At 59.3% G+C, this 26,154-nt stretch carries 30 protein-coding genes; 14 read left to right on the forward strand and 16 right to left on the reverse strand.

What is annotated here, in order from left to right:
- Nucleotides 1-62 precede the first annotated feature (62 nt).
- The gene (locus MK_RS08435; protein WP_148679854.1) at nt 63-1,175 is read left to right on the forward strand and encodes a M20 family metallopeptidase; all 1,113 of its coding nucleotides are present in this window, start codon (nt 63-65) and stop codon (nt 1,173-1,175) included.
- Here the strand turns inward: MK_RS08435 and MK_RS08440 are convergent.
- Complete coding sequence (locus tag MK_RS08440) at nt 1,172-2,224, reverse strand: DUF1611 domain-containing protein (protein WP_148679855.1); 1,053 nt, start codon at nt 2,222-2,224, stop codon at nt 1,172-1,174. The two genes, MK_RS08435 and MK_RS08440, sit on opposite strands and share 4 nt — an antisense overlap.
- 35 nt (nt 2,225-2,259) lie before the next feature.
- Nucleotides 2,260-3,849 (reverse strand): DNA-directed DNA polymerase II small subunit, encoded by a 1,590-nt coding sequence (locus MK_RS08445; RefSeq protein WP_011019951.1) that lies wholly within the window; start codon nt 3,847-3,849, stop codon nt 2,260-2,262.
- Between the two features lie 63 nt (nt 3,850-3,912).
- Between MK_RS08445 and MK_RS08450 the strand changes: the two genes are divergently transcribed.
- Both MK_RS08450 and MK_RS08455 read left to right on the forward strand, forming a co-directional pair.
- Nucleotides 3,913-4,518 (forward strand): hypothetical protein, encoded by a 606-nt coding sequence (locus MK_RS08450; protein WP_011019952.1) that lies wholly within the window; start codon nt 3,913-3,915, stop codon nt 4,516-4,518.
- Nucleotides 4,515-5,087, forward strand: coding sequence for a class II aldolase/adducin family protein (locus tag MK_RS08455; protein ID WP_011019953.1), 573 nt, complete (start codon nt 4,515-4,517; stop codon nt 5,085-5,087). Before MK_RS08450 ends, MK_RS08455 begins: the two co-directional genes overlap by 4 nt.
- Here MK_RS08455 and MK_RS08460 read toward each other — a convergent pair.
- Entirely contained in the window at nt 5,071-5,340 is a 270-nt protein-coding gene (locus MK_RS08460; RefSeq protein ID WP_148688226.1) for a UPF0147 family protein, read from the reverse strand. The genes MK_RS08455 and MK_RS08460 overlap by 17 nt on opposite strands.
- A gap of 91 nt (nt 5,341-5,431) precedes the next feature.
- On the opposite strand from MK_RS08460, the gene MK_RS08465 reads away from it, so the two are divergent.
- Genes MK_RS08465 through ndk form a run of 5 tightly spaced genes read left to right on the forward strand, consistent with a single transcriptional unit; the run spans nt 5,432 to nt 9,102 of the window.
- Complete coding sequence (locus MK_RS08465) at nt 5,432-5,917, forward strand: sigma factor-like helix-turn-helix DNA-binding protein (protein WP_148679856.1); 486 nt, start codon at nt 5,432-5,434, stop codon at nt 5,915-5,917.
- Between the two features lie 38 nt (nt 5,918-5,955).
- The gene (locus MK_RS08470; protein ID WP_148679857.1) at nt 5,956-6,387 is read left to right on the forward strand and encodes an Sjogren's syndrome/scleroderma autoantigen 1 family protein; all 432 of its coding nucleotides are present in this window, start codon (nt 5,956-5,958) and stop codon (nt 6,385-6,387) included.
- Nucleotides 6,350-7,507, forward strand: a complete 1,158-nt coding sequence (locus MK_RS08475; RefSeq protein ID WP_011019957.1) for an ATP-grasp domain-containing protein — start codon at nt 6,350-6,352, stop codon at nt 7,505-7,507. The genes MK_RS08470 and MK_RS08475 overlap by 38 nt, the downstream gene beginning before the upstream one ends.
- Nucleotides 7,498-8,604: a UDP-N-acetylmuramoyl-tripeptide--D-alanyl-D-alanine ligase gene (locus MK_RS09185; RefSeq protein ID WP_158296003.1), complete on the forward strand. Its 1,107-nt coding sequence runs from the start codon at nt 7,498-7,500 to the stop codon at nt 8,602-8,604. Before MK_RS08475 ends, MK_RS09185 begins: the two co-directional genes overlap by 10 nt.
- Before the next feature lie 33 nt (nt 8,605-8,637).
- Nucleotides 8,638-9,102: a nucleoside-diphosphate kinase gene (ndk, locus tag MK_RS08480; RefSeq protein ID WP_011019959.1), complete on the forward strand. Its 465-nt coding sequence runs from the start codon at nt 8,638-8,640 to the stop codon at nt 9,100-9,102.
- Here ndk and MK_RS08485 read toward each other — a convergent pair.
- From MK_RS08485 to MK_RS08495, 3 genes are all read right to left on the reverse strand, one after another.
- Nucleotides 9,097-10,401, reverse strand: coding sequence for a single-stranded-DNA-specific exonuclease RecJ (locus tag MK_RS08485; protein ID WP_148679859.1), 1,305 nt, complete (start codon nt 10,399-10,401; stop codon nt 9,097-9,099). The genes ndk and MK_RS08485 overlap by 6 nt on opposite strands.
- Nucleotides 10,402-10,500: 99 nt before the next feature.
- Nucleotides 10,501-10,950, reverse strand: a complete 450-nt coding sequence (locus MK_RS08490) for a 30S ribosomal protein S15 (protein ID WP_011019961.1) — start codon at nt 10,948-10,950, stop codon at nt 10,501-10,503.
- Between the two features lie 6 nt (nt 10,951-10,956).
- Nucleotides 10,957-11,523, reverse strand: coding sequence for an XTP/dITP diphosphatase (locus MK_RS08495; RefSeq protein WP_011019962.1), 567 nt, complete (start codon nt 11,521-11,523; stop codon nt 10,957-10,959).
- Nucleotides 11,524-11,595: 72 nt separating this feature from the next.
- Between MK_RS08495 and infB the strand changes: the two genes are divergently transcribed.
- Nucleotides 11,596-13,392, forward strand: coding sequence for a translation initiation factor IF-2 (infB, locus tag MK_RS08500; RefSeq protein ID WP_011019963.1), 1,797 nt, complete (start codon nt 11,596-11,598; stop codon nt 13,390-13,392).
- A 56-nt stretch (nt 13,393-13,448) separates the two neighbouring features.
- Here infB and MK_RS08505 read toward each other — a convergent pair whose 3' ends face one another.
- Both MK_RS08505 and pth2 read right to left on the reverse strand, forming a co-directional pair.
- Nucleotides 13,449-14,264, reverse strand: a complete 816-nt coding sequence (locus tag MK_RS08505; protein ID WP_011019964.1) for a succinylglutamate desuccinylase/aspartoacylase family protein — start codon at nt 14,262-14,264, stop codon at nt 13,449-13,451.
- A gap of 7 nt (nt 14,265-14,271) precedes the next feature.
- Nucleotides 14,272-14,622 carry a peptidyl-tRNA hydrolase Pth2 gene (gene pth2, locus MK_RS08510; protein WP_011019965.1) on the reverse strand — a complete coding sequence of 117 codons (351 nt, stop codon included), beginning with the start codon at nt 14,620-14,622 and terminating at the stop codon, nt 14,272-14,274.
- A gap of 173 nt (nt 14,623-14,795) precedes the next feature.
- On the opposite strand from pth2, the gene rpl7ae reads away from it, so the two are divergent.
- Both rpl7ae and MK_RS08520 read left to right on the forward strand, forming a co-directional pair.
- Entirely contained in the window at nt 14,796-15,167 is a 372-nt protein-coding gene (gene rpl7ae / locus MK_RS08515; protein WP_011019966.1) for a 50S ribosomal protein L7Ae, read from the forward strand.
- Nucleotides 15,168-15,605: 438 nt separating this feature from the next.
- Nucleotides 15,606-16,355, forward strand: a complete 750-nt coding sequence (locus tag MK_RS08520; RefSeq protein ID WP_148679860.1) for a hypothetical protein — start codon at nt 15,606-15,608, stop codon at nt 16,353-16,355.
- Here the strand turns inward: MK_RS08520 and guaB are convergent.
- The 3 genes from guaB to MK_RS08535 all read right to left on the reverse strand — a co-directional run bounded on the left by guaB (nt 16,315) and on the right by MK_RS08535 (nt 19,225).
- Nucleotides 16,315-17,823: an IMP dehydrogenase gene (gene guaB, locus MK_RS08525; RefSeq protein ID WP_011019968.1), complete on the reverse strand. Its 1,509-nt coding sequence runs from the start codon at nt 17,821-17,823 to the stop codon at nt 16,315-16,317. The two genes, MK_RS08520 and guaB, sit on opposite strands and share 41 nt — an antisense overlap.
- Before the next feature lie 66 nt (nt 17,824-17,889).
- Nucleotides 17,890-18,459, reverse strand: a complete 570-nt coding sequence (locus MK_RS08530) for a hypothetical protein (RefSeq protein ID WP_011019969.1) — start codon at nt 18,457-18,459, stop codon at nt 17,890-17,892.
- A gap of 52 nt (nt 18,460-18,511) precedes the next feature.
- Nucleotides 18,512-19,225, reverse strand: coding sequence for a (5-formylfuran-3-yl)methyl phosphate synthase (locus tag MK_RS08535; protein WP_011019970.1), 714 nt, complete (start codon nt 19,223-19,225; stop codon nt 18,512-18,514).
- A gap of 95 nt (nt 19,226-19,320) precedes the next feature.
- On the opposite strand from MK_RS08535, the gene MK_RS08540 reads away from it, so the two are divergent.
- The 3 genes from MK_RS08540 (at nt 19,321) to MK_RS08550 (ending at nt 22,759) form a co-directional block, all read left to right on the forward strand.
- Nucleotides 19,321-19,872: a hypothetical protein gene (locus tag MK_RS08540; protein WP_011019971.1), complete on the forward strand. Its 552-nt coding sequence runs from the start codon at nt 19,321-19,323 to the stop codon at nt 19,870-19,872.
- A complete protein-coding gene (locus MK_RS08545; RefSeq protein ID WP_011019972.1) occupies nt 19,842-21,605 on the forward strand; it encodes a DNA topoisomerase in 1,764 nt (587 codons plus the stop codon). The genes MK_RS08540 and MK_RS08545 overlap by 31 nt, the downstream gene beginning before the upstream one ends.
- A gap of 440 nt (nt 21,606-22,045) precedes the next feature.
- Complete coding sequence (locus tag MK_RS08550; protein WP_011019973.1) at nt 22,046-22,759, forward strand: 5-formyltetrahydrofolate cyclo-ligase; 714 nt, start codon at nt 22,046-22,048, stop codon at nt 22,757-22,759.
- Here MK_RS08550 and MK_RS08555 read toward each other — a convergent pair.
- Genes MK_RS08555 through MK_RS08575 form a run of 5 tightly spaced genes read right to left on the reverse strand, consistent with a single transcriptional unit; the run spans nt 22,742 to nt 26,133 of the window.
- A complete protein-coding gene (locus MK_RS08555) occupies nt 22,742-23,911 on the reverse strand; it encodes an acetylornithine transaminase (protein WP_011019974.1) in 1,170 nt (389 codons plus the stop codon). The genes MK_RS08550 and MK_RS08555 overlap by 18 nt on opposite strands.
- A 3-nt stretch (nt 23,912-23,914) precedes the next feature.
- Nucleotides 23,915-24,817 (reverse strand): 4-hydroxy-tetrahydrodipicolinate synthase, encoded by a 903-nt coding sequence (gene dapA / locus MK_RS08560; protein ID WP_011019975.1) that lies wholly within the window; start codon nt 24,815-24,817, stop codon nt 23,915-23,917.
- Nucleotides 24,818-24,835: 18 nt separating this feature from the next.
- Nucleotides 24,836-25,048: a 30S ribosomal protein S17e gene (locus tag MK_RS08565; RefSeq protein WP_011019976.1), complete on the reverse strand. Its 213-nt coding sequence runs from the start codon at nt 25,046-25,048 to the stop codon at nt 24,836-24,838.
- Nucleotides 25,041-25,313, reverse strand: coding sequence for a chorismate mutase (locus tag MK_RS08570; RefSeq protein ID WP_226988642.1), 273 nt, complete (start codon nt 25,311-25,313; stop codon nt 25,041-25,043). The genes MK_RS08565 and MK_RS08570 overlap by 8 nt, the downstream gene beginning before the upstream one ends.
- Nucleotides 25,273-26,133: a shikimate kinase gene (locus tag MK_RS08575; protein WP_011019978.1), complete on the reverse strand. Its 861-nt coding sequence runs from the start codon at nt 26,131-26,133 to the stop codon at nt 25,273-25,275. The genes MK_RS08570 and MK_RS08575 overlap by 41 nt, the downstream gene beginning before the upstream one ends.
- Nucleotides 26,134-26,154 lie beyond the last annotated feature (21 nt).

The raw sequence follows: 26,154 nt of genomic DNA on the forward strand, positions 1-26,154 counted from the left end.
CATCCCTTACGCGGGGCTCGGATAAGCGTGTGTCCGGGAACCCCTCGGGGGCACTTCAGAGGGTGAACGATCTAGAGCTCGATCCGATTGGGCTCCTGAAGGATGCCGTAGCCACTCCGAGTGTAACCGGAGAGGAACACGAGATGACTCGCCTCCTGACGGAAGTGTTAGACGAGCACGGCGTGCCTTACGAGGTGGACGAGATGGGCAACGTCCTCGCGGGTGACCTGAGCGGACTGGTGCTGAACGCACACCTCGACACGGTTCCTCCGGGCGACGGGTGGGAAGTTACGGACCCCTTCGATCCCACCATCCGCAACGGGAAGCTGTACGGACGCGGTGCGGCCGACTGTAAGGGAGGACTGGCGGCTGCGACGGCGGCGGTGGTTCAAGGGTACTACGAGGAGATGCCGATGGGCCTGTTGGCGACTGTCGGGGAAGAGTCGAGTAGTGAGGAGGACAACGGGACCCTCCACGTCTGCAGGACCCGTGAGTTGGAGGCTCGAGCCGGAATAGTGTGTGAGCCGACGGACGGTCGAGTTCACGTGGGTGATCGAGGAAGGATCACCCTTCGAGTCACGGTGCGGGGTCGCAGTGCCCACGCCTCGACCCCGGAGATGGGAAAGAACCCTATCGAAGCCGCATCTCGCGTCGTGGAGGCGCTCTCCAAGTTGAGGCCTACGGAGTACAGACTACCGGAAATCGGCACCGTGAGGTCGGACTTAACGGTCACCAGAATCGAAGCGGACGGGCCTTCGAACGTTATACCGGAGCGGTGTGAGATGACCGTGGATTACAGGACGGTACCCGGAGAGAGTACGAAGGAAGTGAAGAGGCGGGTCGAGAGGGTCGCCAAGCGGGCTGTGCCCTCGGGGTTCGAGGTGAGTGTGGGTATAGAGTCGGCTTCTCGGGCCACAGTTGTGAACGTTGAGGCACCGGTGGTTAAGGCTGCGGTAATCGCCGCTCGTAAGGTCGGCTTACCGGGTAAGCTAGACTTCAAACGGGGACACTGTGACATCGAGTACTTGGTGCATGAAGCCGGACTAGACGCCGTGATCCTGGGTCCCAGTGGTGGAAACATCCACGGACCGGACGAGTGGGTCAAAGTGGAGGATGTTGTGCGGTGCGCCCGAGCATATCTGGCGTGTGCGAACCTCCTCCCCACACCACATTAGCCGGGGGCGATCAGGTCCAGGACCAGGTCGCGGAACTCCTCCTCCATCTTGATCGGATCGGCTGCCGGCAGCCCGAACTCGTCCTCGATTCTTTCACATACCTCGCGAACCTCTTCCTCCGAGTAATCCTTGCCGTTCACGCTCACGAATTGTACCCTCGCTCCCGTGAGCAGCGTGACTACTTCGACGACGTCCTGAAGCCCGTTAAGCAGTTCCGGCCGTGTAGCCACGACCATGCGGTCCGGGTCGCTACCTAGCAAGATAGTGAGCGCGGCTAGAGACCCACCGCGTCCCGTACCCACTTCTAACGGGTCAGCGGTGACCCCTGTCTGCGCACCTACGAGGATCAAGTCGGGTTCGTACTCCTCGTCCAGCTTCTTCACCGCACCGTAAACGGTACCGGCCGCGTGAGCCATCGGTAGGACCTGGGGGATCACCATAGCCTCCGAGCCCGTGAGCAGGCTGCTAGGTTCGGTCCCTACCGAACGTACGTTGATACCCTCTTCCTCCAGGATCCTCCTGGCCGTGTTCAAGGTGGTGAACTTCCCTGTACGGCGGCCGGTACCTACGATCGAAACTACGTCGGCGTTCACGCCCTCCTCACGCGCCTTCATTCCGTAGTGAAGGTATTCCAGGTAAAGTTCGGGATCGCTCGTGTCGAAGTACTGGACCCCCCTCTTATGGGCCTCCAACTTCCAGTTCGGATCCTGGGCGACCATGTGGAGACGGCCCATGTTGTACACGTTAACGCCTTTCACGACGGCCTCGTCCACGGCCTCTCGCCATTTGAGGTAGTGCACGTCCTCATCGAGGACTTCCTTGGTCCATATCAGCCACTCCGCTTCCTCGAGCAGTTCCTCCAGATCCTCCATCGGTCTGATCTCGAGCTCGGGAACGTCGTCACCGACGAGCTCTTTGGTAGTTTTTCCGACCTTCTCCTCCCGATAGTCGCAAATACCGACGATCTCGATGTCCGCGAACCTCAGGATTCCGGCGGCCACCTTGGTGAACGGCACCATCACGGCCCGAGTGACTTCGGGATGTTCCAACGGCTTCACCCCGTTCGGATGCCGTAGCGGAGTGTTTAACCGGTGAGATCTACGATCGTAAACCTACGCTTCGGATTCTCGTACTCATCCCGACGCATGTTCAGTACGATGACGCGGCCGACCGTGGGGCTTATTCCGACTTTTTTCTGGAACTCAGTCTGTTCTTGGAACGTGGCCGTCGATATCACGTTGCAGCCGTTCCAAACCTCGACGGCGCTCACGTGGGTGTGTCCCACGGCAAGGACGTGCGGAAGTTTCCGTATCGCGAGGTAATCCTCCGGAAGGGGAGCTATCGGAACGGACCCTCCGTATATAGGTACCAGGTGACGCGCGCGGAGGCACAGCTTGACGGCCTTCCTTACCCCGTCCGGGTTGTGTTCCGCGTCGGGGTGGTCGATGATTATATCGTCCAGGGACTGCCCGTGGAACAGGAGCACGTCTAGTTCTCCGTGGATCCGCACGAGTGCGGGATTGGAAGGCAGGTGGACGCCGTCGAGCTCGGTGAGTGGTTGAGCCGGATCCGAGGAGCTGAGGCTCGGCTGTGGGAGCGCTTGTCGGAGGGCATCGTGGTTCCCCGGTATCACGATCACCTCGACCCAGTCCGGCAGGAGTTCTAGGTACTCCGCGAACCGCTGATATTGCTCGTCTATATCGGCGATCTCGAGCTCCTCGCGCTGACCCGGGTATATCCCGATTCCGTCGACAACATCTCCGGTCACTATGACGTACTTCACGCGGCTCGCCACTGGGTCGTTCGGGTCGTTCAACCACTCCAAGAACCTGCGGAAGAGATCCTCCCTGAACTTCTTCGATCCGATGTGCACGTCTCCGATGAAGACGGCCTTCACGTCGTCCTCCACGGCCGGAACTCGGCTCTTGTGGTCTCCCTCACCCGGTAACGTCACCTCACCGTACCGGTCGCCGACGAACATCACGGGGCCGCGCTCGACTTTGACGAACCCCTTGACGCCGATCACCATCCCGGGGGCGACGTCGCGCCTGACCTTCTCCGAGATTTTCGGGGCTTTAGGTTTCGAGATCACCACCCGGACCTTTCCCGCCTCATCCTCCAAGTCGAGGAGGAACGCGCGCTCCGTCTCTCGGAGGCCCGTCACCACTCCGGCGACGCAGTAATTCCCGGGTTCACGGCGCGCCCGCTCCACGAGCTCTCCGATGTCCTTCACCCATTCTCCGTCGAGCTTGGCTTTAACGAGTGGTCGGAGTTTCTCGAGACGATCTCGGAAGTGCGCCACGAATCCCTCCACACTACCATTCGCGGACACGGAACGTGCCTCTTCGAGGATTTCCACCTCCGCGTCGACCTCGGCGGCAGGGGGCAACTTGGAGGGACGCTCCGCCCGCGGGCGCGCCTCATGTTCCTCTTCACTTTCTTCCGCTTCGAGTATCTCGTAAACGTCCCCTTCCATCCCCTCGAGGAAGTCCGGATCCACCTCTCCTCGGATCAGCTGAGCGGTGAACACGGGAAGATCCACCTCATCCGATTTCTCAAGTACCTCGGGGGCGTCATCTTCATCCTCCAGCTCTCGGAGCGCTTCGGGTGTTAAGAGTACGCCGTACTCTTCCGCGACTTTGCGCGCCAGTTGTTTAGTCTCCTCACCTTTCACGGAACTCCCCCCGAAACGGGATTAAGACGGGGGCCGGCGTGGCCGTTCGGGGGCCGTCCCGGGTTGCGGCCAGTAGTATGGACGGTGCGGATAGCGGCCGCCGCGATCATCCTCGTAGCGATGACGGCTTCCGGGTTCCTTTTCGCCGTGTCGCTGACCGGGAAGTCCCCGGTCGATCCTCAGTTAGTTATGAGAATGTCCTCCGACCTGGCACGAGGTGACTACGATGCGTTCAACCGTGATTTCGCAATGGCGTATCTACAGCTAACGTCTAGGCTCCATGAAGGTTTACAAACGTTACTAGAGTACCTCGGAATTAAGGCTAAATTCATAAAGGAAGAGGTCAAGAAGAAACTATTTAGGTATAGAGTTAGGGTTGTTAACTCGGAAGATGTTTGCACTAAATTGACGGAACTAGCGCATGTTGATGATATTGCTAAAGGTAAGTTAATGGTATATGCAGATACGAAATCCGAACCGAATAAGGGTACAAAAGTACTAATAAAGGCCATTGGATATGTGGAAAAAGTGAAGATTAAAGGCGAAACTATAATTATATATTCGACACCCTACTACATTGAAGCCGAGGGAATGGGTATTTACAATGGGGATAAAGAGGTTATTATCGATGTGAACACCATCAAGCTTCGGCAGGTGAGGAGATTATGAAGGTACCTTCCAGCTCACTTGCGGGATTGAGGAGAACCGTCGCAGAACTGTGTAAGGAGGTACATCGGGCCGGTCTTACGATAGGAGGATCAGGGAACGTTAGCGTGCGCTCTGGTCGCTACGTAGCGGTATCGCCCTCCGGGTTCAGATTATCTGATGTGCGCCCACGGCACGTGCCGATCGTCGACGTAGAGGGTCGCGAGGTCCTGGGGACCACGAAACCCACATCGGAATTGCTCATGCACCTATCTCTGTACCGAGAAGTCGGTGATGGGGTCGTAATTCACACTCATTCACCGTACTTGACGGCACTGGTTCACTCCGGGAACCGTCCGCCGGAGACAGAGGATCTTCGGAGATCCGTCGGAGAAATCGTGTGGGTGGAATACCAGCCGCCCGGAAGCGAGCGTCTAGCTGAAGCCGTGGCGAAAGTAGCCCGTAAACCCATGGTAGCCGCACTGGAGCGTCATGGCGGTCTCGTCGTCGCGGATAGACCCGAAGCGGCCTTGAGACTCGCGGAAGCCTTAGAGGAGGCGGCCAGGCTGGCCGTACTTAGACCTCATCCTTAACTTGTTCGAGGGTTGCTATCACTTGCAAGAGCACGGTGCGGGCGTATTCGGGGGTGTTTTGGTCGTTCACCACTTCCTCCAGGGTGGAGATGGCCGTGCTGGCCCGGACGCCGGGGGACTGTCCCTCTTCTTTCAACGCCTCGATCGCTTGCTTGGCCGCACGGCGCACGTTCCTCGGGATCTGGTCGTCTTGAATAATCCGCTGCTCCAACAGGGTGCAACACTGTTCGAACTTCTCTTCGTAGTCCGACAAGTCGCCACCCCCCTCCGATGAGGACTGTTGCCGGGCCTCCGACACCTTGAAAAAAATCTTTCGGAACGGGGGTTTCGGGGGACCGTTCCTCATGCGTTCCGGAATAAACCGAGACGTAATCGAGGTACTGATGGACGTATACGGCTTGACAGAACGACAGGCTACAGTTTCGGTCATGAGATCGGAAGGGATGTCGTATCGGGAAATAGCTGAGGAGCTGGGAATTACGGTGTCGGGCGTAAGGAACCACTTAGAACAGGCTCGGATGAAGATGAAAGTAGATAATGACTTCCAGATAGCTAGGATCATAGGCAAGCTTGAAATGAGTTTAGGACCGGCGCTAGTCATTGCTATAGTTCCGGTTGATAAGTCGGAGGATGTTATCAACAGACTAATTCAGGAAGGCGAAGGAGTTACGGAAATGACTGGACGTGGTGGGTACACAGGTGAAGAACAGTCTGTTCTGTTTATTATTACAGAGGACGAGAAGAAGGTACGTGAGATAATTGAAGAGGAGGTTGGACGAGAGGTCCCGATGTTCGTGATGAGAGCACCGGCAGCGTTCCCTTCACCCTGAGGGGGAATCCCGACATCAAGAGGTCAGATCTGAACAAGATGGCGGAACGATTGCTCGCAGGACACAAAATGTTGGGTATCCATTGCCCCGAGTGTAAGGTGCCGCTGTTCCAGGACCCGAAAACGGGAACCGTGAGCTGCCCAATCTGCGGAACGGAGTTCGAGGTGGTAGAGGAGGAGGCGAAGAAGGTCAAGAGAAAAGCGAAGGAGCGCAGGAAGCGGGCTGAAAGTGAGGAGAAGAAGACGAAGTGGGCGGAAAAGAAACCGGAGAGTGGTAAGAAGGAACGAAAACCTGAGAAGGAAAAACAGAAACGTAGACCGAGACTCCCAGGTAGTGAGGACGTACGGAAGGCCGCCCTTCAAGTGGTCACCGCCAGGTTGAAGCGGGCCGCCGAGACGAAAGATCCGGAACACGCCTTGCGGGAGCTGGAAGTTGCCGAGAAAGCACTCGAGATCCTCAAAAAGCTGTAAGCTGGTATTCGTGGGGGTGGTGAACCGCCAGTTCTCGGAGCTAGCGATCGAGTTAGAGTTTGAAGTAGGGGCCGTTCAGTTCTACGACCCCGATGACCAGCCGGGCGACGTCATATCGTACGTCCGGGAAGGGCCGGGTAGATTACTGCCCAGGTTCAGGCCCCCGGATGATCAGTGGCTGATTAGGGCGCTCGAAGAACTTCAGCCCGATGTGATAGTACCCACCTCGGAGTTCGCCGTCGAAGCGGCGTTTCGGACCTCCAAGAAGCTCGGCGCGGAATACGCGGGCAACGAACCCGAGGTAGTGAACGTCGCGGCGGACAAGTTGGAGCTGTTCAACAGACTCTCCGACGTCCTTCCCATGCCAGAAACCTCGGAAGATCCCTCGGAGCTCGGCGTCGAGACCTTAGTCGAGAAGCCCGTACGGGGAGCCGGCGGCTTAGGAGTTCGGAAGGTGAAACTCGACGAAGCCGACCCACGTCCGGGCGTGATCTTTCAGGAGTTCGTACCGGGTCGTCACGTCAGCGTGACGTTCGTCTCCGACGGGTCGGATGTCAGGGTACTATCGGTCAACGACCAGCTGATCGACCTGCGATCCGAGTACTCCTACAAGGGGAACCTCGTGCCGTCTCCGTACCACCTAGTGCCGAGCGTGAGGGAGGAGGCGCGGAGGGTCTGTGAGGTATTAGTGGACGAGCTGGGCTTGGTCGGTTTGAACGGTGTCGATGCCGTGCTCAACAAATACGGACTCCACGTCATAGAGGTCAACCCTCGACCGACCGCGGTTACGGAGTGTTTGGCACGGGTATCAGGGGACAACCCAATCCGCCTTCACCTGCAAGCCTTCGATGGTAGCTTGCCGGAACGATGGAAGATACGAGGTTGGTCGTGCAAGAGGGTTGTATACGCCCCGAACACGGTGCGCGTGCCTTATCTCTCATGGACCCGGGACAGGCCGCGCCCCGGTACGGTAATCCCTCGGGGTGAACCGGTGTGTTCAGTCATCGCCTCCTCGAGCACGCCTTCCGGGGCCAGATCGATGGCGAAGCGTTTGGAACGGGTGGTGGTGAACCGCTTAGAGCGTGTGTCGTCGACGCCACCCACGGAGGGGTGGTACTGAGCGACGAACTGCACGGAATAGGGCACGAGGTCGTACTCGTCGATATCTACGGGACGTGCGATGAGGCCCGTCCTTACCCGATCCTCCGTCGGGCCTTCGGAAGGTTCGACTTCATCGCCGTTCCAGTTCACTGTGGCGTGGATTTCGGAACCGTGGAAGGCCCACGGGTGACTCATCACGCACTCGCCGGAGCCCTCGCGGCTCGGTATAAGCAGGATTTCCTCTTCGAGGTTACCGGAGTAAGAGGGAAGACGACGACCGCGACTTACCTCGCGTGGATACTGGAAGAGGCGGGACACCGGCCGGCCCTGTCGACCACGGACGAGTCCCCAGTAGGTCGGCCTTCGGTCACGCCCGCCCGCGTCGTCGAAGTAGTACGCGAGACGAGCGGACCTTACGTTTGTGAGGTTTCGTTGGGGGTTACCTCGGCGGCGGACTACGCGGTGTTCACAGGGGCCCCTTACGACTACCCGATAGCCGGCGGATCGTCGTCCGCACTCCGCGCGAAGAAGAAGACGTTACTGGAATCGGGCGCCGAGGTAATGATCGAGTACCGTGAAGCGGTGAAGCTTTCGCTGGTGGGTCCTAAGGTGCATCGGGTCCACACTTCCGACGGGACCGTGAAATGTGACGACATCTGTGTCGAGTTCGAAGCTTTCGACATCCCGTTCCACGACCGCTGCTTCGGGCTCGCGGCCGCGACCGCCTTAACCTCCGGCCTGGCGGACCGTGAGGACGTAGAGGCGGCTCGGGCTCGGGGACCCGTCCCCTCCCGCCTTGAACTCAGGAGGAACGAGCTCGTCGACGCACATTCGGCGGTGAACGAGCAGACCGTACGGTACGCGCTGAGCGTGGCTTCGGATTTGTGGGGTAGGTACGGGGCGGTGATCGGAGGCACGTTAGGCGGTTACTGTGAGGGAGTCGATCCGGAAGCCGTGGCGGAGGTCCTGCAGGAACGTATCGAGAGAGGCGAGTTAGTAGCACTGAAACTGAAAGGAGAACTCGGACGGGAAGTCGAGCGGCACCTTGAAAACGTCGATCTACCGGAACCCGGACCGGATACTCCCATCGTCAGGATCGTCCGCAAAGGTGATTAGACTGAAGGCGGACGCGGCGCGGGGGTTCGTCCGTTGGCGGAGGTTCAGAGGGAGTTCGTTATGATCAAGCCGGACGGCGTGGTCAGGGGTCTGGTCGGAGAGGTGATCCGACGTCTCGAGCGCAAGGGTCTCAAGATAGTCGCGCTGGAGATGCGTCAGCTCGACCGCGAGACGGCGGAGAAGCTCTACGAAGAACACCGAGACAAGCCATTCTTCGAGGATCTCATCGAGTACGTGACATCCGGCCCCGTCGTGGTGATGATAGTCGAAGGCCGGAAGGCCGTGAAGGTCGTGAGGAACATTATCGGCGCGACGGATCCCGCCGAAGCTGCACCGGGTACGGTCCGCGGAGATTTCGCGCTGGATATCGGCAGGAACGTGGTACACGCCTCCGACTCTCCGGAGTCCGCCGAGCGGGAGATCGAGATAGTGTTCGGCAAGGACCTATCCACGATAGATTACGAACGATGCGACGAGGAGTGGCTGTACGAATCATAGGAGCTTCTCGAGCTCTAGAAGGAACTCCTCCAGCCGATCTTCGGGGACTTCGGCACCCGCAGCCCTCTCGTGTCCCCCTCCTTCTCCATCCACGCGATCAGCCGCCTCTTTGATCACTTCGGCGGCATCCACATCCGAGTTCTCCGGACAACGTATCGACACCTTCACGAGACCCTCTTCCATTTCAGCCACACCTACGGTCACACGCTCCCGCTCCTCACACACGAACTGGGCTACGATTCCCACTACGGTGTGCGGGATCCCGAGCTCGCGACCGTCGATCACTACCATGCTCTCTCGGTCCGTGATACCTTCTCCGCGACTCAGCCTACTCAATGCTTCCCGGATGATGGCCTTGTGCTTGCTCCTGAGCTTCTTGGCCAGCTGGAGGGGATCCCAAGACCCCATGGCGATCAGGACACCCGCCCACCCCTCCCCGTATCTGCCGCAGGCGTTGAGGAGCGTAGCCGTCTCTAAGGGATCTCGAAGGGCCTTGAGAGGACGCTCCTCGTCGAACACGTGGATGCGACCCGTCTTGGACTCGAGCTCCTTCCTCTTCTCACCGCTCAAAAGTTCTCGATGTTCTCGAACTATTTCGGCTTCATCTTCTCGACTCAAATCCACGGGGGCCACGTCTAGATCGCCGAATCTGGCCTCTAACGCCTCCCGCACCGAAGCGCCGGAAACGCGCTCCACGATCTCCCCTACGGTCATCGACGCGCGTCCGAACACCCAGTAGGCTGGGTCTCGGATCTCGATGATTTCGTGCTTCTCCCCGTCCTCCTCCGGCACCCTGTTCAAGCCTCGAACTCCTCTCTTACCGGCTTGATTGTCACCGTAGGCGCCGACCAGCGCGGCTTTCGGCAGACACGTCTCTTCGACTTTAACCACGCGTCGGCACAGCAAGTACGCTACTGTGGAAGCCGAAGCTTCCGTACCACCGTCGACACCGTGCTCTCGTGGGTTCACCAGAAGTACGTTGTCCGAAGGTTTCGACGAAATCTCGTGGTGGTCGATGACGAGCACGGGGTGGTCGTTCCGTAGCTTGTCCAGGATCCCGCTCCCCATATCCACGACCACGGTAGGGCCGTCAAGATCCTCCTTTAACAGCTCCGTTTCCGTGTTCAGTACCCGAAGCCGTGTGGGTACCTCGAGGCACCGGAGCGTGAAGGCCATCAGTGCCCCTGCCGTGAGCCCGTCCGCGTCGTTGTGAACGTAGAGGCGGACGGCAGTTCCCTCCAGATCTTCCAGGAACTCGACAGCTTCTTCCAGAGTACCTTCGAACCCGTCATCGCTCAAGGTACCGCCCCGCTTCACCCCCAGCTGGGCATCTACCGAGTTGTAGCCATCGGGCGATCGAACGTTAATAGAATCGTAACAATTGGGCGAGGCGAGAGCTCATTCCACGTGGAGGGCCTCCGGGTCGTACTTCCAGTCCTCTGGTAGGACTCCCTTCCGCTTGTAGTACTTAACCAACCTATGAATCTTGGACTCGATGAGCTGGAGTCCCCGCTTCGAGTGCAAGTCCTTTGGATGTCGCTTCAAGTGCTCGCGCACTCGCTTGGCTCTGCGAATCAAGTTCAGCAGGTCCTCCGGAAGTTCCGGGGCCAGCCCGTGCTCCTCGAGGATCTCAGTGATTTTCTTACCGGTAATTAATTTGACGTCGGGTATACCGTACTCGTCACGCAGCTTGATACCTATCATGGCGGGTTCGTAACCCTGTTTGGCCAGGTCGACCACCAGACTCTCCACTTCCTCGGGCGAGTACTCCACCCACGACGGGGGAGCTACTCTGGGGGGTCTGGTTGATCCTGACTTGCCTCTGTCACGTGAATGCATACGCGCCAAGACTGATCACCTCCCCGCCACGTTATTCTTGTACCACTCCGCGAACCTCTCGAGCGCCTTGGTCCGGTGCGATATTTTACACTTTTCCTCGACTCCCAGCTCCGCGAACGTACTGTCTTCACCCTCCGGGATGAAGATAGGATCGTAGCCGAAGCCCTCTTCACCTCGGGGTTCCTCCGCTATCCGCCCGCGGATCTCGCCGGTGAAGGTTACCGGTCGACCGCCGGGCTCGCAGTAGCCTACGACCGAGATGAATTCGGCCTTGCGGTTCTCCTCCCCCTCCAACAACTTCAAGATACCCTCGTTACCGATCGTGTCGAACACGTAGGCGGAGTACGGCCCTGGGAACCCGTTCAAAGCTTCGATAAACAGGCCCGAGTCTTCGACTATCACCGGCTGACCCAACGACTCAGCACAGTACCGGGCCCCGTAGGCGGCGATCTCCTCTAAGCTGTCAGATTGAAGCTCCGGGTAGTCGAGGTCAACGCGCTCGACTTCGATGCCGTACCGCGCTAATATCTGCTTGGCCTCATGGTACTTTCCGATATTGCCCGTTGCAAATAACACTTTCATATTCCATCCACCCAAGGTTTAAATTCGAGTAAAATGGCGTTTCGACGAAAAATCTCAAGGGAGTGATATAAGTTGTCCGAGAGTAATAAAGCCATACGACAACCGATAATTTCGGTACTTGGGCACGTTGACCATGGGAAGACCACCCTCCTAGATAAGATCCGCGGTACCGCCGTAGCGGCGAAGGAGGCCGGGGGTATCACCCAGCACATCGGGGCTTCGGAGATCCCACTGGAAGTTGTCAAAGAGATCTGTGGACCGTTGCTCGAACAGCTGGATGTGGAGATCACGATACCCGGACTATTGTTTATCGATACCCCGGGTCATGAAGCTTTCACTAACCTTCGAAGGCGTGGAGGAGCACTAGCCGACATAGCGATCCTAGTGATCGACATCATGGAAGGCGTGATGCCACAGACTGAAGAGGCCCTTAGGATACTCAGGAGGTACCGCACCCCGTTCGTCGTCGCCGCCAACAAGGTGGACAGGGTGCCGGGCTGGAAGTCCCACGAGGACACTCCTTTCCTCGAGTCGTTCCAGAAGCAGTCCCCGGAGGTACAGCAGCGGCTGGAAGAAAAAGTCTACGAGCTCATCGGACAGCTCCACCAGCATGGGTTCCAGGCGGAACGCTTCGATAGGGTGAGGGACTTCACGAGAACAGTCGCGATAGTTCCCACGAGCGGGGTCACAGGGGAAGGGATTCCGGAGCTGCTGATGGTCGTGACCGGACTGGCACAGCGCTTCCTGGAAGAGCAGCTGAAAATAGAGGTGGAAGGTCCCGGAAAGGCCGCGATCCTGGAGGTCAAGGAGGAACCGGGACTCGGCCACACGGTCGACGCAATCCTCTACGACGGTATCATCCGAACGGGCGACACGATAGTCATCGGTCATCCAGAAGAGCCGATCGTCACCCGGGTGAGATCCCTGCTGAAGCCGAAGCCTCTGGACGAGATGCGCGACCCGAGCGACCGATTCCGTAAGGTGGATGAGGTGACGGCCGCCGCCGGTGTGAAGATCAGTGCCCCGGAGCTCGAGGAGGCCGTGGCCGGCGCCCCGTTACGCGTTGTCGGGGAAGACGAGGACGTCGAGGAAGTCGTGCGCGAGGTCCAAGAGGAGGTCGAGGAGGTCACCATCGAGACCGACCAAGAGGGAATCATCATCAAGGCCGACACCCTGGGAACCCTGGAGGCCGTCGTCGGGGAGTTCAAGGAAAAGGACGTTCCGATCCGCAAGGCCGACGTCGGAGACATCACCAAGAAGGACGTCATCGAGGCGCACGCGGTCGCGGAGAAGGATCCGCTACTCGGCGTGATCGTAGGGTTCAACGTAGGGGTCACCGAAGAGGCGCGGGAGCTGGCCGACGAGTACGACGTCGACATCATCATCGACGACGTGATCTACGAGCTAGTCGAGAAGTACGAGGAGATGGTCGAAAAGCGGATCGAGCGAGAGCGGCGCAAGCGCCTGGACGAACTCGTACGTCCCGGGAAGATAAAGGTGCTCCCCGGGTACATCTTCCGCCAGAGTAAGCCGGCGATCGTCGGCGTTCAGGTCTTGGCGGGTGTGATCAAGCCCGGGTATCCACTGATGCGAGAGGATGGTAGGGAACTCGGGGAGATCAAGCAGATCCAGATGCACGGTGAACCGATTAAAGAGGCGAAGAAGGGACAGGAAGTGGCCATATCCATCGAGGGTCCCATCGTCGGTAGACACTTCGAGGAGGGCGATATCCTGTATACGGACGTACCTTCCGAGCACGCGAAGCTCATGTTCGAGGAGTTCAAGGATCTCCTGACGGAGGACGAGTTGGAGGCCCTTAAAGAGATAGCCGAGATCAAACGCAAGGAAGACCCGTTCTACGGGATGTAACCTCGATACCGCCGATGACGACAAACCTGGGCTCGGATCCCGTGAAGAGCCGTGTCCTAGCCGAGGCGGCGTCGCGGCACTATCGCCGGGAGAACGGGTACTGTGACGTTCGCCGAACCCGAGGCCGGAGTCCGCGACTGACCACGACGCAGCGCACCCGTCAACCGCAGGAAGGCCAGGGCCGCGTGGTACGCCCTCTCAACGCCCGACGGACCCGCATCACGTGGCACCTCTAGAGTGATCACGTCAATTCCGAACCGGCGCGCCACGGATCTTATCGAGCCCCTCGGGGCGCTCTTTACTAAGGGCACGAATCCTGAGGACCTCGCCAGCTCGTCCACGAATTCACTCTCCTCATCGGTTAAAAGCGCTCCCTGGCGAGGTACCCCACTACCGCAGTGCATATCCAACCAGTACTTCACCCTATGGGAGAGCGCGAACCGCACGAGATGCCACGTCAGGGATCCGGGTATATCCGCTGTCCGGTTAGGATCTACGCCGTCGACTAACCTCGAGTTGGCCGCCAGCCCCGCCGGGTTGACGGCGGGGATCACGTATACAGTACCTATTACGGAAGTCGGACTCAGCGCGTCCAACAACTTCAACAACGCTATCACTGTCCACACCTCGTCGCCGTGGACACCGGCGGTCAAAAGCACGGCCGGTCCGGGACCTCCCCGGAACTCGAAGACCACGGTGCCTTCGACGGAGTGTCTGTAAACCACCTCCGAGCGTGGGCCGTGGGGCGCGTGCTGGACTAAAACGGGGTTCTTCAGTATGTTACCCTTGGAACCCCAATCGTACACCGTCCACACCGCCTCACAACATCCGGACGTCGGGAGCGCTAGCAGGACTAACAGAACCGCGATCAACCCTCCGTCACCTCAGTAACGGCAAGTCGCCCGTAACTCGGTCGATCTCCTCCTCGCGCTCGGGTCCGATTCCGAGACAAGTTACCGTTCCGGGCTCTAACTCCGTGAGCCCCGCGTCTCGGACCAAAAACGACGGTAAGCCCCTCCTCTTAGCCAGCTCGTGGAGCTCCAGGAGTTCCTCCTTGTCCTTACACTTGAGCACTACCTTCTTCTGACCTTCTCTTAACCACTCCTCCACCGGCGCCCCGGACTCTTTGGCGCGTAGAAAGGCTCCCAGTGATGCGTGCGCCACCTGGGCCGCGAGCTTCCCACGACTGAGTTTCAGGTCTCCTCTAACCACGATCACCTGTTTGTACAAGGTGAACCCCCTCGGCTGAGAGGAGTCTCGTCACAGACTCGGCCCGTCAGCTCCTCTTCATTGGGGCCCGTAAGACACCGGCGAAACTTTATTTATTTCAACCGAGCGTCGGACGCCGGACGAGGAGATCGACCACGAGGATGAGGATGAACCGATGAGTGGGGTGATGGTTAATGTCCAAGCCCATGTACGTGAAGTTCGAGGTCCCGGAGGAGCTGGCCGAGAAGGCCTACGAGGCCCTCGAGATCGCTCGGGACACCGGTCGTATCCGTAAGGGCACCAACGAGACCACCAAGGCCGTCGAGCGCGAGGAAGCCGTACTCGTGCTGATCGCTGAAGACGTGGACCCCGAGGAAGTCGTCGCTCACCTACCGGAGCTCTGCGATGAGAAGGGCATTCCGTACGTGTACGTCCCGAGCAAGGACGAGCTGGGTGCCGCCGCCGGCATCGACGTAGCCGCAGCCAGCGCGTGCATCATCGATCCCGGAGACGCCAAGGACCTCGTGGACGAGATCATTGAGAAGGTCGAGGAGCTACGTGAGTAAGCTGATCCTTTTCCCCGCAGCCCCTATCGTTACAGTTATCGTAACGAATTCTGTACTCAGTTAGGTGGCTCTCGCCGTTGCGCCCGACGGTATCTTGGTACCCCCGAACATTTGTGCGACTGGCAATTCGGAGTAAGCCGATGAAGGAGGGACTGAAATCTGAAGTCGCGCGGACCGCGTCCCCACGTTACCATTACGTTTCCGATCCACCACACGCTACCGGGGATGCGCTAGGGTTCTCTAACGATCGTTGTACGGTGTACGGTCTCGAGACGGTGATACGATAACCATCCCTATCCAGACATTTGAGAACTCCTCGATGCGACCCTGCACGGATAGTACGGCGGTACAGCACGGACCGGACCGTCATATAGCCGCCTCTCACTAGACCGTGCACCACCGTGCGGGTAAGCACGCTGTCCTAAGGGGGTCGTCGCCGTGGTGGGAGTGATTCCGCTGAAAGTTCTCGCGCTCCTGGTGCTGGCGTGGCTAGCGTACGCGTTTCTAGGTTTCGTGAAATTCTACGCGACGACGGGTTGCCTGCCGTTAGGACGACTGGCCTTCGTGAAATTACATGATCCGGACATAAGACCGGGAGGTCTTCACGAGATGGTCGCCACCAACGTCGCGCACACCCTCGGATACTCAGCGGTCACGATCGTCCATAACGCGGGTAATGAGCGCATGTACGGCTCGTGGACCGAGAAGAACGGCGTACTCGTGTGGAACATCGCGGCGCTAGACCCTCGTGGGAACCGAGCGTCGGTGGACTGGCACGGTGCGCTCAGGGAGCTGGTCTTCGCGGACAGGTTGAGGACTGCCACCTGGGTTCACGATGGGCCGATCGGCGGGCCACGATTCCCCAAGAACTCCGTGATCTTCTGGCACGGGACCGTGAGGAACGGTTTCCCGCTCCTCTACGGAGGGTGTGGGTGCGAGCCGTACTACTACATCCTCGCGAACTATGGGAACGTCCCTTTCGCGATCACGGCAACTGTGCTAGGGTGGTTCACACCGTTCCTGATATCACCGCTGGAAGCTTTTTGGGAGCTCTCGCACTACAAGAGACTCCAGTACGAGTACCTGAAGAAGGTGAACGGGATCAGGCTGATAAACCTGAAAAACTATGAGGGGACGTCGGCGACGCCTACTGATTCGATATCGGGTAATTCGGTGCCTCGTCCGTGATGGCGATGTCGTGTGGGTGACTCTCCTCGTACCCGGCTCGAGTGATCCGTACGAACCTCGCCTTCTTCTTCATTTCCTCAATGTTCTTGGCGCCGACGTATCCCATGCTGGATCTGAGTCCACCCACGAGGGTGTAGAGGACCTCGCTCACCGGACCTTTGTACGGAACGACTCCCTCGACTCCCTCCGGTACGAACTTCGTTTGGGCGACGTGGCGGCCTCCCTGTTCGGGTTGCTTGAAGTAGCGGTCGGCCGATTCACCCTTCATCATGGCTCCCAGGCTTCCCATACCACGGTACTGCTTGTACAGACGTCCGCGTAACCGGATCACCCGGCCTGGAGCCTCGTCCGTGCCTGCCAACAGGTTACCCAGCATCACGGCATCGGCGCCCGCGGCGATCGCCTTGGCGATGTCTCCGGAGTACCTGATACCACCGTCCGCGATGACGGGGATGTCATGTTCCTCCGCGACATCGGCCACCCAGGCTACGGCGGTGATCTGAGGTACGCCGACACCGGCGACGATCCTCGTAGTGCATATGGAACCCGGACCGATACCGACCTTCAGAGCGTCGGCACCCGCGGCGATGAGGTCCTCCGCAGCTTCGGCCGTGGCGATGTTGCCGGCGATGATGTCCGCGTCGACCTCACGCTTGATCTCCTTCACGAAGTTGATGACCGTCTCCGTATGCGCGTGGGCGCAGTCGACTACGAGGATGTCCGCGCCGGCCTCGTCCAGGGCGATCGCTCGGTCGGGATCCTTCGGACCCACGGCTGCGGCCGCGAGGTATCGTCTCTCCTCGTCGGTGGCCGCTTCCGTCTCCTCACGGAGCTCCGTTACGTCCTTGGCGGTCACGATCCCTAAGAGGCGACCTTCGTCGTCTACTACGGGCACGCGTTCGATCTTCTCCTCCCTCATCACCCGTAGAGCTCTTTCCTCGAGGTCTTCACCCTCCTCAATGACGACCGGCTCTTCCGTCATCACGCTCTTCACGTCCAACTCTCCGATCTCTTCCTCGGAAAGCAGGCCCACGTCGCGCCGCGTGATGATGCCGACGACCTTACCCTCTTCGTCGACGACAGGCAGACCTCCGACGTCATGCTTCTCCATCAGCTCTACGGCTCGCTTCACACTCTCGTCCGGTGAAATCGTCACGACATCACGTTGCACTACATCCCTGGCCTCCTTGACGCGCCTGACCTCCTTCACCTGCTCCTCCACGGTCATGTTTCTGTGGATTACACCGAGGCCGCCGTGTCGGGCCATCGCGATAGCCATCTCGGCTTCGGTGACAGTATCCATGGCAGCACTCAGGATCGGTATGTTGATCCGGTAGTTGACGGTGACTCGTGTGGATACGTCCACATCGGCGGGTTCTACCGAGGATCGTTCGGGGAGTAGGAGGACGTCGTCGAACGTGAGTGCCAGCTCGGCATCCTCCAGCTTTCGAGTGTACCGCCCGACCAAGCCCCCGTTCCCCGCGCCTTTTGCGGGGAACGGAGGCGGGGGGAGTTAAAGGTTGTGCGAGGGCGGTTACTCGGACTCCTCCGTCTCCTCCGTTTCAGACGCCTTGCGCTCCAGTTCCTCGACCCGTTCGGCCAGGTTTTCCGCCAGCTCTTCTAGCTTGTCTCGGAACACCTCGTAGAACCCTGTAGCGGCCTTGATCAGAAGTAGTCCACCGAAGCCGATACCGACCAGCAGTACGAGGAGACTCAGTACGGCTCCGGCTCCTGGTACGGAGACCATCAGCGGGGACAGTAGGACGGCCACTACGAGGACTATTGCCGCCAGTACCAGGTTGTACGTGGCTGTACGGAGATCCTCCTCTCGACGGCCCAGCAGTACCATCGATACGAGATCGGCGGCAGGAGTGATCATCGGTTTCACGTGCTTTAGCACGCCGTAAGCGAAGTATAGTGCCAGTACCACACCCACGGCGGTGAGCACCATGTTCACTGGCACGCCGATACCGGGTATCATCGTCCCGAGCGACGCCAGTGGGGGCACCACCAGCTGGATTACCAATATCACAACGATCAGGCCGATCGCGTTGAGTGTGGCCGAAACTAGGTGCTCACGGACGGCATCCGCGAGTTCACCCAACTCCTTCCACCCCTAAGGGTACGGGGCCTGAAAGATAATAAATGGGTCGATTTCAGGCGAGCGCCTCGGCCAGTTTCCGGACTAGGTGGCTGCGGATCGCCCCACGGTTACGATCACCGCGCTCACAGGCTGCTCCCCGAACCCCCACTATGTCCGCTCCGAGGTCGCGTACGATGGGCATGTCTTCGTGCCGCAGGGACCCGGCGAGCGCCACTTCGAGTCCGTGCTCGTGAGCTGAATCGACGAACTCTCCTACCTCTTCCTCGCTCAAGAAGTCGAACAATCGCTTACCGTCCTTTACCGCCGTGTCCACCATCGCCACATCGCACTCAGCTTCGGCTGCTACCTCCGGGACGGACATGGGGTCTAGGCTCCCGACTCGATGGGCGTCCGCGTAGCCGGCCGCAACTACGCGCGTGTCGTACCCGAACTCACGAACCGCTCGGGAGCAAGCCCGCATGACTTCCAGCGCTTCTTCTTCGGTCTTGGTTCCGTAGAGCCCTACCTTCGCGTAGTCCACGCCCACGGCGGCTACACCGAGCACGGCCTGAGCCACCGTACCCGGCTTGTAGGGAACGTCCCCGACGGTGGCGCTGACCTCGCGGTCCTCCGGGACTACTTCCATGATCTCACGTATCACCCATGGGAAGTTCGCACCTAGGGATCCTTCCTCGGGGTTCTTCACGTCGATGATGTGGGCTCCACCTTCCACGGCCTCTAGCGCCTCATCACGGTTTACAGGACTCACAAGGAGCCTCGGTCGCATGGTCACACCCCAGCAACTTCGGAACCGGTTTACCGTAAATAGCTCCTTTGGGAGGGGTGTTGGCGCCGCGTTCAAGGTAGCCGGGGTCGGTTACCGTGAGGTCGCTCTCCGTGCTCATAACAGCACTGACGATACCCCTAGGAGTCGCGGGGCAGATCATGACGCCCGAAGAAGTATCCGAACTGCCGTACAACCACCCGGTGATCGTGGACGTCGTAGCCGGACCGCCGGAAGCCGATTCGATCGAGGCGTACACCCGGATCGTATGGATGGACCCGATAACCCATGAGCGTCATATCGAGGAAGAAGTCGAGGTGAGAACATCAAACACGCTACTGCTCAACGTGGTCGTCGCCTCCCCTCACCGCCCGGCCACTTGCACACTCATGGTGTCCTTCGACGACCGGAGGGTCTTGGAGCGTACGGTGCGGTTGCAGGCTAACGGGATAGTTCAGGAATCCCTGGAGCTCGATGTCACGTCCGGTCGTCATACGCTGTCCGTCGAGGTGACGGATGGGGGCACCGAGGATATCGTTTCCTGCAACCTCCGTGTGGAACCGTCGGAGGGGAACGGAGGCGAGAATAACCAGGTTCATCCCTTTCAGGGGCTCGTGCTATGGCCTCGTCGTCGAAGGAGACGATGGTAATCATAGCCGAAAAGCCCAGTCTCGCGGGAACGATCGCGGGGTTCCTTCGGGGGAGCTGGGACGGTAGGAAGCTGCTGGGGTTCGGTAGATACCGAGGTAGACGGTTCGCCATCACCAGCCTGTCGGGCCACGTCCTGGAGTGGTGGCCTAAAGACGATCCGGGGTTCAGGCACCCTGATTACTTCCCCGACCCGGGCGACTTCGAGTTGAGGCCTATCGACGGTAAAGAAAGGTTCCTGCGGGCCGTGGAACGTGTCGTGAAGCGCTATGCCGGCTGTCGAGCCGACAGGGTCATCGTAGCGACCGACAACGACGCGGAGGGAGAGCTGATCGGTTGGGAAGTACTTGTATGGTTGAAACGACAGGGTGGCCTCGACGATCCCGAGTGCGCTCGGCGGATGCGGTTCTCGGCGTACACCCGCGAGGACGTCCTCAGGGCGCTCGAGGGGGCACTCCGTGGTGAGAGGATCGACCCGAGCCTGGCTTACTCAGCGCTCGCACGCACGATCGCGGACTGGCTGTACGGGATACCGCTCACCCGTCGGCTGTCGCTCTGCAACGACGACATAGTCTCCGTCGGTCGAGTACAGACGCCCACACTCAAACTGGTCGTGGAGCGGGAGCGGGAACGCAGGAAGGCTCAGAAGAAGCGCAGATATTACTGGATACTCCAAGCCGAGACCCCGATCGGGGAACTTAGAACTGAAGAGAAGTTCAAAGATGGACGTCGGGCGAGGGAGCTCGCCTCCGAAATCGAATCGATAAGGGTCGTGGAAGTGCGGCGGGAGCGCCGGTCCGTAAGACCACCTACTCCGTTCAACCTGACTACCCTTCAACGGGCCGCCGGTAAGATCCTCCGGATATCGCCGAAGCGCACCCTCGATTTGGCTCAGCGCCTCTACGAGGAAGGGATGATCACGTACCCGAGAACCGCGACTAACCGGTACCCATCCACGTTCGACCACGAAGAACTTCTCCGCAAGCTGAGGAACGCTCACCCCGATGCCCTCCGGGATTTCCAGCGCACTGGTCGAAGGTCAGAGCCCGTCTCCGGTAAGGAGTACGACGGCGCCCATCCCCCGATCACCCCCACCGGTCGGCGGAAGTACATCCGCGGGAAACTGGCCTGGCGCCTGTACGATCTGATCGTCCGTCGATATCTGGCGACACTGTCCGAGGACGCCCTGGTAGTGAAGTGGCGGATCGTAGCCGAGCATCCAGGGACCGGGACGAGGTTCGTGATGGAAGGCACGGAAGTCGAGCGGGACGGGTGGTACTCGGTGTACCCGTGGGAGAAGCCCCGGGAAAGTACCATGCCCGACGTGTCCGAGGGAGACGAGCTACCGGCGAATGTAAACGCTTCCCGCCGTAGGAAACCCCTCCCTCGTCGGTACTCGCAGTCGCGGTTGGTGGCGAAAATGAAGAAGCTTGGATTGGGTACCGAGTCCACACGGGCGGAGATCGTGAAGAAACTCTTTGACAGGGGTTACGTCAAGAGGGCAGGGTCGGGCGTGGCCCCTACGAAGAGAGGGGAGCGTCTGGTAGAGCTGCTCGAGGATCGGGTTCCGGAGCTCGTGAGCGTCGAACTCACCAGGCGCATTGAGCGCGAGATGGAGGAGATCTCGGAGTTACCGCCGAAGCGAGCCAGGGAACGATTGGAACGCGTAGCCCGGGAGATCCGCGAGACCGTGCGCAGGAACTCCAAGAAGTTGAAGTCAGCCAAGGTGGTCTGACTCCTACTCCGACCTCGCCCTTGTCACCACCGAAACAACACTCACATGAACCGACGCTTGACCTTGAGCTCTCACATTCTGGGCACGTTGTGATAGCGTGATGACAGTATCTTATTCACACCTACAACGGTGCTCGTACCTTAACCTCATCTATTCAATCCGGCAATAATGTGACTATAAGCCACATTGTAGCTACTTTCACCGATTCAACTTAGCCTCGCAGCTCCTCATTGGCCCGATCTTGAACTTTAGCATATCCGTTAATAGTCACTATCACCGCCGAGAATCATCTGATCACTTGATCGGTCGAACGATGTATGAGGCTCGGGGACGATTTCAAAGATCACTGACCTTCATCACTCGCAAAATCACTCGAGATCCGAAGGCAAAAACACCCTATCTCCACTTAAAAGTGAGGCTTCTCAAGGGGTTGTGGGCACATGACCTCGACGGAAAAGGCCAGGATCCGAAGGATGGTGTGGGAAGAGCTCGAGGAGTCCGGCGAGGCCGCGCCCCCGTTCCCCGTCGAGGGCAGGATCCCGAACTTCAAGGGCGCCTTAGTAGCGGCTCGACGGCTCACTTCGACGCCCGAATACGAGGAAGCCGAAGTGGTGAAGGTAAATCCGGACTCACCCCAACGACCTGTACGTGAACGAGCGCTTCGCGACGGTAAGATCCTGATAATGCCGACACCGAGGCTCAAACGTGGCTTCCTCGTCGTGAAGAACCCTAAAGATCCTCGACGTGCCTCAACGATTAGGGGAGCTTTCCAGGAAGGGGAGCTAACGATGCCGGACGAACTCCCCGCGGTCGACTTGGTAGTGGCCGGATCCGTGGCGGTAGCTCCGGACGGTGCCAGGGTTGGAAAAGGTGGCGGCTACTTCGACTTGGAGTGGGGGATTTTGGCGCAATTGGATCTCGTAGATGAAGACACTCCCATACACACTACCGTTCACGATATCCAGGTACTTCCACCGGGAGAGATACCGATGGAAGAGCACGACGTACCGGTAGACGTCATCCACACGCCGACGGGGACGACGGAGTGCGTTCGACGCTACGAGAAGCCCGGGGGTCTCTTGGAAGACCGCATCGACGAGAAAATTAGGGAGATAAGGTGGTTGCGGGAGTACGTTTCAGCCGGAAGCACGTAACGCGTCGGCAAGTTCGGCCAAGGCCTTCTCGAGTTCGTCCTCTCCGATCACGAGCGGAGGTACTAGTCTGATCACGTCACCAGAGGTTACGTTCACGAGAGCTCCACGGTCCAGCATCTCCCGAGCCACGTCTTTCGCTCTTTCGTCGTCGCCGACCTCCACTCCCATCATCAGACCGCGACCTCGGACCTCTTCCACGACGTCCTCCGCCTCGGACAGTATTCTCATCGCTAGCTTCCCTTTCCGCTCCGCGGCCTCCGGAAGGTTCTCCTCGAGTACTGTGCTGACCGCCGCACATACCGCTGCGCAGGCCAGCGGATTACCACCGAAAGTGGACCCATGATCACCGGGCTCGAACGCTTCGGCCACCTCCTCCCGCGCTATCGTCGCGCCTACTGGCACACCGCCTCCGAGCCCCTTGGCCAGACAGACGATGTCCGGCAGGACGTCCTCGTGTTCGAACGCGAAGAACTGGCCGGTTCGTCCCATGCCGGACTGCACCTCATCGACGATCAGGAGCAGCCCGTGTTCGTCGCATAGCTCCCGTAGCTCTCGGAGGAATCCCTCTGGCGGTATCCTCACTCCCGCCTCACCTTGCACGGGTTCCACGATGACGGCGGCGGTATCGTCGTCGATAGCTTTCTCCACAGCATTCACGTCGCCGTAAGGTACGTGCTCGAACTCCGGTACTAGCGGCTCGAACGGCTCACGGAATTCGGGCTTCCAGGTGGCCGATAGAGCCCCCATCGTTCTGCCGTGGAAACCGCCTTCGAACGCGATGAACTTGGTGCAGCCGGTAAACTTGCGTGCCAGCTTTATCGCACACTCCACACTCTCCGTTCCGGAGTTACAGAAGAAGACCTTGTTCAAGTCCTTGGGAGCCGCTTCAGCCAAAAGCCTTGCAGCCTCCGCCTGCGGCTCGTTGTAGTAGAGGTTCGAGCAGTGGATGAGCCGCTCTACCTGCTCCTTAACCGCCTCGACCACGGCCGGGTGACAGTGTCCGAGGACGTTGACGGCTATTCCCGCAACTAGGTCGATGTACTCGTTCCCCTCGTCGTCCCAGACCCTAGCACCCTCACCGGGGACCAGGGTAACCGGGAACCTCGAATACGTGTTCATGTGGTACTTATCAATGAGCTCACGTGCGTCCAGCGGTCACCCCCCCTCGGGCAATAATCCTAGCTTTTTGAGTTCCCTCCGAAGCAACTCCTTGGTGTCTTCGCGAGCTTCCTTAAGTGGTGGTCTAGGGGGACTCGAGGCCATTCCCACGAGCTCGACGGCGGCTTTCACGGGTATCGGGTTCGTCTCGGTGAACAGCGCCCGGTGTAGTGGTAAGAGCTCGTAATGGAGCTCTCGGGCACGCTCTACGTCGCCACTCTTCCACGCCTCGTACATTTCTACCATCAACTCGGGAGCTACGTTGGCCGTTACGGATATCACGCCGACGCCTCCGACGGCGAGGATCGGAAGCGTCAACTCATCGACTCCGGAGAGTAGGATGAAGTCGTCAGGAGTCTCTTCGATGAAGCGTTGGACCACGTCCAGGTCGCCACTAGCCTCTTTGACGCCGACGATGTGAGAATATTCCTCCGCGAGCTTGGCGGCCGTCTCCGGTTCCAACGCACAGCCCGTTCGTGACGGCACGTTGTAGAGGATAATAGGGCACTCGACGGCTTCCGCGATCTTAGAGAAGTGGATGAAAAGACCCTCTTGAGGTGGCTTGTTGTAGTAGGGAACCACGGAAAGGATCGCGTCTGCCCCTACGTCTTCAGCGTACGTGGAGAGCTCGAGGGCCTCGCGCGTCGAGTTCGAACCCGCTCCGGCGATTACGGGCACCTTCCCGTTCACCTCGTCAACGACGATCTCGATGACGCGTCGATGTTCTGCGTGACTCAGCGTGGACGATTCCCCGGTGGTCCCTGCGGGCACCACGCCGTGCACGCCGGCCTCGAGCAATCGTGAGACGTTCTCGCGGAGTCCCTCTTCATTGATCCCTTTCAGGTCGTCCGTAAAGGGAGTGATCAGGGCTGGGATGACGCCCTCAATCTGAAATCCCAACGGGTACGCCCCTCCCGGTCACTCTGTCCCTTCTTCCCTCTGACGCTCCTTGAGACGCATGAGGTGCGTGACGTAACCGGCGATCATGTTCCTGAGCTTTTTGGTCTTGGGTCTCGCGACGATCTCAACTACTTTCTTGTTGTGCTCGAAGTCGGTGGTGAGGTACTCCTCGTACTTCTCCACGATCTCACGGGCCGGACGCTTCACGAACGTCGGTCGAACCTTACCCATCCCCGATCACCCCCCGCTGGACTTCTTTGCTAACCTTTAGGATAGAAGCCAGCACGATGTCCGCGAGCGCCGGATCCAGCCCCTCTGTTTTAAACCTCTTCCTCCACCTCTCCCGGAGCTCCTTCTCCCGCTCCTCGTCCGTCAGTGGTAACCCCTCCTGAGCCTTTACGCGCCCTATTTCCCGCGCCACCTTCAGGCGCTCGATGACTGCGTCCAGCAAACACTCATCGATGCGGTCTATTTCGCGCCTGAGCTCCTCGAGCACGTTCAGGCCCCACGGTTCTCGTTTCCAGTACCTCACCTCTATCGGACCAAACTTCGGATACCTCTCTAACGTCCGACTTCGTCTCGCAGAGGGCGACGAACGCCGGCCCGGTTCCCGAAAGCCCCGCCGCCGCAGCACCTGCTTCTAAAGCTTCGACCACGGGTTCGAATTCGTGACCCAGGGCGGAGCAGTACACCGCCGAGTTGATCAGCATTGCTCCCCGGTAATCCCCCGTCATCGCCCTCCGGAAAGCAGTCTCGGCGGCAGGAGCTAACAACTCGAGACGGTTCACATCCACCTCCGAGGTTTCGACCTTACCTCCCGGGAGCAGGATCACCGCATAGGGGTACGGAAGCTCGCGGATATCCAGCACTCGGTGCTGATCGTTCAGCGTCAGCACTAAGCCACCTAAGTACGATGCACAGGCGTCGTCGTAGGCCCCTGTTACCGTCACACCAGCCCTGATGCTGGCCTCGACGCCGAGTCGGACGACCTCGAAGGGTTCCGGCTCACGTCCTAGCTCTTTGAGCAGGGCTTCGACCACGGCGTTGGACACGGCACTGCTGCTGGCCAGCCCCATCGCAATCGGGATTTCGGAGTCGACCTCGATCTCGAAGTTCAGTTCCTGACCGACGTGTTCGCCGACGACCTCCACGCACCGTTCAACGAGTGACGTGTCCTCCACGTCCGTGTGAATCTCCGTGGAATCGGAAAGTTCCGCTCTGACTGAAACTGTTAGATCTAACGCGTAGGCACAACCTTTTTTGGCAGAGATAGCGTTGACAACGGTACCGGCGGCGTACGCTATTCCCTCCCCCAAACGTCTTCACCCCGGAAAACG

Origin of the sequence: Methanopyrus kandleri AV19 (genome assembly GCF_000007185.1) — an archaeon.
Taxonomy (GTDB): Archaea; JAADCQ01; Methanopyri; order Methanopyrales; family Methanopyraceae; genus Methanopyrus; species Methanopyrus kandleri.

Coding starts and splice junctions, on each gene's coding strand:
- MK_RS08545 (WP_011019972.1), top strand. CDS start 19,842: ATGGCCTCGTCGTCGAAGGAGACGATGGTAATCATAGCCGAAAAGCCC.
- MK_RS08495 (WP_011019962.1), bottom strand. CDS start 11,523: ATGAAAGTGTTATTTGCAACGGGCAATATCGGAAAGTACCATGAGGCC.
- MK_RS08550 (WP_011019973.1), top strand. CDS start 22,046: ATGACCTCGACGGAAAAGGCCAGGATCCGAAGGATGGTGTGGGAAGAG.
- rpl7ae (WP_011019966.1), top strand. CDS start 14,796: ATGTCCAAGCCCATGTACGTGAAGTTCGAGGTCCCGGAGGAGCTGGCC.
- MK_RS08455 (WP_011019953.1), top strand. CDS start 4,515: ATGAAGGTACCTTCCAGCTCACTTGCGGGATTGAGGAGAACCGTCGCA.
- MK_RS08470 (WP_148679857.1), top strand. CDS start 5,956: ATGGCGGAACGATTGCTCGCAGGACACAAAATGTTGGGTATCCATTGC.
- MK_RS08465 (WP_148679856.1), top strand. CDS start 5,432: ATGCGTTCCGGAATAAACCGAGACGTAATCGAGGTACTGATGGACGTA.
- MK_RS08565 (WP_011019976.1), bottom strand. CDS start 25,048: ATGGGTAAGGTTCGACCGACGTTCGTGAAGCGTCCGGCCCGTGAGATC.
- MK_RS08535 (WP_011019970.1), bottom strand. CDS start 19,225: ATGCGACCGAGGCTCCTTGTGAGTCCTGTAAACCGTGATGAGGCGCTA.